Origin of the sequence: Geitlerinema sp. CS-897 (genome assembly GCF_028368005.1) — a bacterium.
GTDB lineage: Bacteria > Cyanobacteriota > Cyanobacteriia > Cyanobacteriales > Geitlerinemataceae > Baaleninema > Baaleninema simplex.
In genome coordinates, this window is sequence record NZ_JAQNCQ010000269.1 from 1 (window position 1) to 5,349 (window position 5,349).

Here is a 5,349-nt window from a genome sequence, read left to right on the forward strand (position 1 = left end):
ACTCCAGGCAAGAGTTTTTCTAAAGCCCCATAGTGGAAACAACTTGGGGGTGTTGCTGGGTAAAAGTTCCCAGAACACAGCGAGAATGCCGCCTGTCGCAAGGGCTAACGCCTTGTAATAAGACACCTCCGCCTCGCGGGATGCAGGTGGGGGATCGTTCATGACCCGATCGCGCCAGAATTCTCAGGAGTTCTGGCGTTTTCGTTCGTTCTGGTTTTCAGGGACGCTCCGCTTTCCCTCTGCATCAAAGAAACCTCTCTGCGCTACCGTAAAGTTCGGAGAAGCTCGATTTCTGCGAGCGAACTGGCTGTGACGAGAATTTTTATGCCCAAAAGCCCTATCTATCGTTTTGGATTCAGTCTGTTAACGGGACTCGTGCTGAGTTTCGGGGGGAGCAAACCTAGTTCTGCTGCCGATCGCATTACCATTACTTACGGTTCCTTCGATCGCTCGATTCCTGTGGACTCTCTCGAAACCTTCGCCGAAACTGGAGAAGTCCCGAAAGACCTCAACGCCTATTTCGACTATCTCAGCGATCGCGATCGCCAACGACTGCGCCAACTCCTCCAACTCCCCATCGACGAACCCCCCAACGTTATCTCGCGATTTACCTACAGCGACATGGGGGAAGCCTTCCTCCAGCGTATCGGTCAGGGCATCCAAACCGACAGTTCTCTCAACGGTTTTCACGCCTTGCGATCGGCGATGATTCTGGCTTCGACCGAACCCGAAGGCTTAACGCTGCTGGGAATTTTGCGCCAGTTTCCCACCCGTTCGCTGAAAATTGACGGCCGCGTCGTGGTGGAACTCGTGGACGAAATAGGGAGCTTGTCGGAGAATCGAGAACGGGCGATCGCAGCCATCCAGCAAGCCGTCGAACGCGAAACCCATCTTCACAACACCGACTTTTCCCGACTCCCCGACTTGCGAGAACTCGGCGAGTACGACGTAGAATTTCGCCAACTGCAAATTTTCATCGACGCACCGCGCCCTACCCCTAGCGGTATTGCAAACGCTTACGAGCTTCCCGTCGATGTCTATCTTCCCGATACCACCGAACCCGCCCCGTTAATCCTTTTCAGCCACGGTATGGGTTCGACGCGCCGCCAACTGGCGTATCTCGCTCAACATCTCGCCTCCTATGGCTTCGCCGTCGCCGTTCCCGAACATTTCGGCAGTAACGGCATCTATCTGGCGGCGTTTTTACAGGGAGAATTACAGAACTTAGTCTTACCCGAAGAGTACCCCAGTCGCGCTCGAGACATCCACGCCACCCTCGACGAACTCGAACGCCTCACCGCCACCGACGCAAGTTGGCGAGGGCGACTCAACGTCCAAAACACCGGGATTTTAGGGTATTCCTTCGGGGCGACGACGGCGTTATCCGTTGCGGGTGCGTCGTTGAACGAAACGCAACTCAACCGAGATTGTGTCGAAGACCCGCAACCGACGTTTAACTTTTCGCAGTTGTTGCAATGTCGCGCCCAGGCGATCGCACAAAATCGCGATCGCACAGACTTTCGCGACGATCGCATTCGAGCGGTTTTTTCCGTCTATCCCCTCACCCATACAATTTTCGGGGAAGAAAGCTTAGCCGAAATCGAGGTTCCCACCTTTCTCGTCTCGGGAAGTCACGATGTTCTCGTTCCCGCCGTCATCGAACAAATTCGCCCGTTTACGAAACTGACGACGCCCCATCGCTATCTGGCGGTGATGGTTCCGGGAACCCATTTCTCAACGGAAATTGGCGATATCAGTCGCTTACCCCGGTTTCTCACTGGAGAAAATCGCCCCGATCCCCAAATCGGACGGGACTATCTCAAAGCCTTGTCCGTGGCGTTTTTTCAGACGCACTTGGCGGGAAACGACGAGTTCGATCGCTATCTCAACGCCGCTTACGCCGAATTCCTCAGTCGAGACGAGTTGACGTTGTATTTGACAGAAACGTTCGACACCGAAGATTTTGAGGATAGCGGCGATCGCTAACTCGATCGATCCTCGTTTTTGCCAAATGCGATCGCCCCGCCTTCCCGACAAACTGATACATTTTTACAAGACCTGAACCTTTCGTTGGTCCTATGGCAAGCCCTTCCGTCAACTCCGACTTCGATCGCCTGCTTCCTTGGTGGCGCGAAACCCTGCAACGCACGCCGATGCTGGTACGTCGCAGCTGTGCCTTTGTCTTGGAAGTGTCCTTCCTCGTCGGAAGTGCGGCGATTCCCTACGGACTGGGGGCTTACGCCAAACACCGCGAAATCGGCGATCCCGTTCCCCTCAGCCCAATTCTCGCCGCCACAGAAGACCGCATCGGTCAAGTATTGGGTTTACCGATGCAACAGCCCAACCGCAACGTCTCGCCCCTGACAAACCTGTTTTGGACGGGGGCGTTAGTCTTACCCGTCCTCGCTGGAAGCTGGCAAATTTATTTACTGTGTACGACCGGCCAAACCGACCCCAAACGCTGGTTTGGCGTACAAGTCGTCACCGCTGACGGAACGCCACCGACATTACTTCGCGTGACCCTGCGCGAAGGGATCGGACGCTGGGGACTCGTCGGTGGAACCGCCTTGTTATTGTGGCGTTTGACGGGAGCGTTTCCCGATTTAGGCGTTTTAACGGGAATCACGGGAGTATTATTCCTCGGCGACGGCTTGGTATCTCGTGTCAAACGGGACGGACGCAGCCTCCACGATCGCATCGCCGGAACCCACATCCTCGATGTCCTGCAAAATCCCTACGGCGATTGGCCCTGGAGTACGCCGCCCAATACCGAACATTGGACGCAAACTTACGAAGGGGAACTCGTCGATGCGATCGTCCTCTCGCCCCACACCGACGAGATTCCGCCCTCGACGCCCAGCCTGTGGTGGTGGATGCGCCGCAATCCTGGGGCGACGCTGTTTCTCGTCATGCTGTTCTGTTTGGCGGCGGTGTTGGGAACCTTCGTTGGAACTCAGGTGTACGTTCAGCAACAAACCAACTGGCGGGAACTCAAGGAACAGGACAACCAACTGTTTTTATCTCTCGTAGGCAAGCTAACCCCCGTCCCCGGTGCGCCGGACGAACGGAAAAATGCCATCTTAGCCTTGGGAACCCTCGACGATCCTCGGGCGATGTCCTTGTTGGTGGATTTGCTAGGGCAGGAAACTTCACCACAACTCATCGACGCGATTCAACAATCCCTAGCCAGTCGAGGCGTCGAAGCGATCGCAGAACTGCGGCGACTCAACCAATCCTTGAAAACCGACCTCGATTCTCTGCAATACGGGGGCAATGCGGCGGAAAAAGCGGCGGTGGCGCGACGACTGCGGGCAACCCAACGGGCGATCGCAAAAATTCTCACCAACTATAGCGGCGATATGCCCACCGCCGACCTCAGCCGCACCCATTTAGGACAAACCACCGCCGCCGACGCACCGTTTACCTTGGTTCTCGATGCGGTGGATTTAGCGGGGATTCGCTTTCGCGGGGCGATTCTCGATCGCGCCAGTTTTCAAGGCAGCCAGTTTTACGGGGCGGGAGAAGACGGACGCTTCGGAACTTACGACGATTGGATTGCCGATTTAAGCGGTGCTGATATCAGTCACGCCAACCTGGCCGGGGCGCGGTTAACCAACGTCTGGATGCACCGCACCAACGCCATGCAGTCCAACCTCAACCACGCCGACGCCCGAGGTATCAGTGCCAACGGCGCGAATTTTAGTTCCGGGCAATTGGTGGGAACGAATTTCGAGGGGGCGTCGTTACGTCAGGGAAGTTTGACGGGGGCGGATTTGAGTACGGCCAATTTTGCCAACGCCAATTTAACGGGGGCGACGCTGACGGAAATCGAAGCAGGTGGAAGCCGTTGGACGGGGGCGAATTTGAGTCAGTCCAACTGGCAAGATGCGAACTTGTCCGGGGCAGATTTAACCAATACCAATTTGACGAATACCAATTTCCGAGGAGCGGATTTATCGGGGGCGTCGCTGCGGTTGGCGAACTTGCAATATGCCAATTTCCAAAACAGCGATTTCAGCTTTGTAGATTTGCGCGGGGCGGACGTTTCTGGGTCGAATTTCCAAGGTGTTATTTGGACGCGGGAACCCCAGGAGCAAGAAAATACGTTTGTGGTGCGATCGAACCTCAACGATCCTAAAAGTTTCGTCGAAGGCGTCGATTTCAGCAACGCCCGTAATTTAGACACCGAGGCGCTGTCTTATCTTTGCAGCAACGGCGCGATCCATCCCGAATGTGGGAGATGAGGTGATGATGAGGTTGGTATGTGACGCGGAAACAGCCATTTCAAGGTCTACACTCAACCTGTAACTATTCAGGGGGTAGTAGAGACAGCAGAGAAGGAGACTCGGAACGCAGAACCTGAATCAAGAAATCAAGAACCTCACGTCCTTGACGACGTCGAGTTGCCACGACCGTCAACATACGCTCGGCGAATTCATACCAAATCCTGTTCCCAAATTTGCTAAACTTTTAAGCCGCAAATCCCAGCCAATGATAGTTCGTTAAATCCCGGATCTCTTCTTGCATCTGTTCTTGAATGACATAGCACCTTTTTCCCAACACTTCTTCAAGTTCCTCGTTGTATAAATTGAGAGCTTCGCTGCGGTTGCCCAAGGCATTGTAGGCTGTACCGAGGTTGCTGAGAGTAACGGTTTGATATTCTCGATCTCCAATTTCTCGAAGTGCCTCTAGAGCATTTTAATAATACATCAAGGCAGTTTGTTTTTCGCCGAGATTGCTGTGAGACGAACCTAGAAATAATGATGCATAAGCGATGCCATCAGTGGCTTGTAATCGTTCAGATAACTCCAATGCCTGCTCGAATCGCAAAATGGTGGTATTATACAGTAATGATGAAAAGATTTTTCTGTGGTTTATGCTTATGATTTGTCCCCAATGCGGCAGTGAAGATCGCATCAAAAATGGTCACACCTATTATGGAAAGCAGAGATTTAAATATAAAGATTGTGGTCGTCAGTATGTTGAGGGATCTCAATACCAACATATTTCTGAAGAAACCTGGGAATTAGTCGTTCGCAAAGCGGAACGGAGTTCTCTCGACTTCTTTTAGAAAAAATATCCTTAGCTGGTATTTCTCGGGCTGCAAGAATTTCTATGCGACATCTTCAAGACTATGTAAATTGGTCTTTCTGAATGTATAGCGCTCGCCAATTGGGTTAAGACAGTCGGCTCTGGCTGTGTATGACGACTTCCAGGCTTGAAAATGTCCTGGTTGCTCTGGCGGCTGCTATACCTCAAGTCGAGGCCACCAATAATCGCGCCGAACGACAGTTACGTCCCGCCGTCATCGCTCGCAAGGTCTCTTGCGGCAACAAGACCGAATCCGGC

The 5,349-nt window shown here is 53.4% G+C and carries 5 protein-coding genes; 4 read left to right on the top strand and 1 reads right to left on the bottom strand.

Annotation, left to right across the window (positions count from 1 at the left end):
* Window positions 1–324: 324 nt before the first annotated feature.
* Window positions 325–1,986, top strand: a complete 1,662-nt coding sequence (locus POG22_RS17025) for an alpha/beta hydrolase (RefSeq protein ID WP_498906570.1) — start codon at window positions 325–327, stop codon at window positions 1,984–1,986.
* A 92-nt stretch (window positions 1,987–2,078) separates the two neighbouring features.
* Window positions 2,079–4,244, top strand: coding sequence for a pentapeptide repeat-containing protein (locus POG22_RS17030; RefSeq protein WP_498906571.1), 2,166 nt, complete (start codon window positions 2,079–2,081; stop codon window positions 4,242–4,244).
* A 226-nt stretch (window positions 4,245–4,470) separates the two neighbouring features.
* Here the strand turns inward: POG22_RS17030 and POG22_RS17035 are convergent, their stop codons facing one another.
* Window positions 4,471–4,614: a hypothetical protein gene (locus POG22_RS17035; protein ID WP_498906572.1), complete on the bottom strand. Its 144-nt coding sequence runs from the start codon at window positions 4,612–4,614 to the stop codon at window positions 4,471–4,473.
* Window positions 4,615–4,774: 160 nt separating this feature from the next.
* On the opposite strand from POG22_RS17035, the gene POG22_RS17040 reads away from it, so the two are divergent.
* Together POG22_RS17040 and POG22_RS17045 are read left to right on the top strand one after the other, a co-directional pair.
* Window positions 4,775–5,071, top strand: coding sequence for an IS1/IS1595 family N-terminal zinc-binding domain-containing protein (locus tag POG22_RS17040; protein ID WP_498906574.1), 297 nt, complete (start codon window positions 4,775–4,777; stop codon window positions 5,069–5,071).
* A 131-nt stretch (window positions 5,072–5,202) separates the two neighbouring features.
* The coding region (locus POG22_RS17045; RefSeq protein ID WP_498906576.1) for an IS66 family transposase at window positions 5,203–5,349 on the top strand (147 nt) is incomplete at its 3' end.

Excerpts from the sequence above, each read along its gene's own strand:
- POG22_RS17025 (WP_498906570.1), top strand. The coding sequence starts at position 325 with ATGCCCAAAAGCCCTATCTATCGTTTTGGATTCAGTCTGTTAACGGGA.
- POG22_RS17030 (WP_498906571.1), top strand. The coding sequence starts at position 2,079 with ATGGCAAGCCCTTCCGTCAACTCCGACTTCGATCGCCTGCTTCCTTGG.
- POG22_RS17040 (WP_498906574.1), top strand. The coding sequence starts at position 4,775 with ATGCCATCAGTGGCTTGTAATCGTTCAGATAACTCCAATGCCTGCTCG.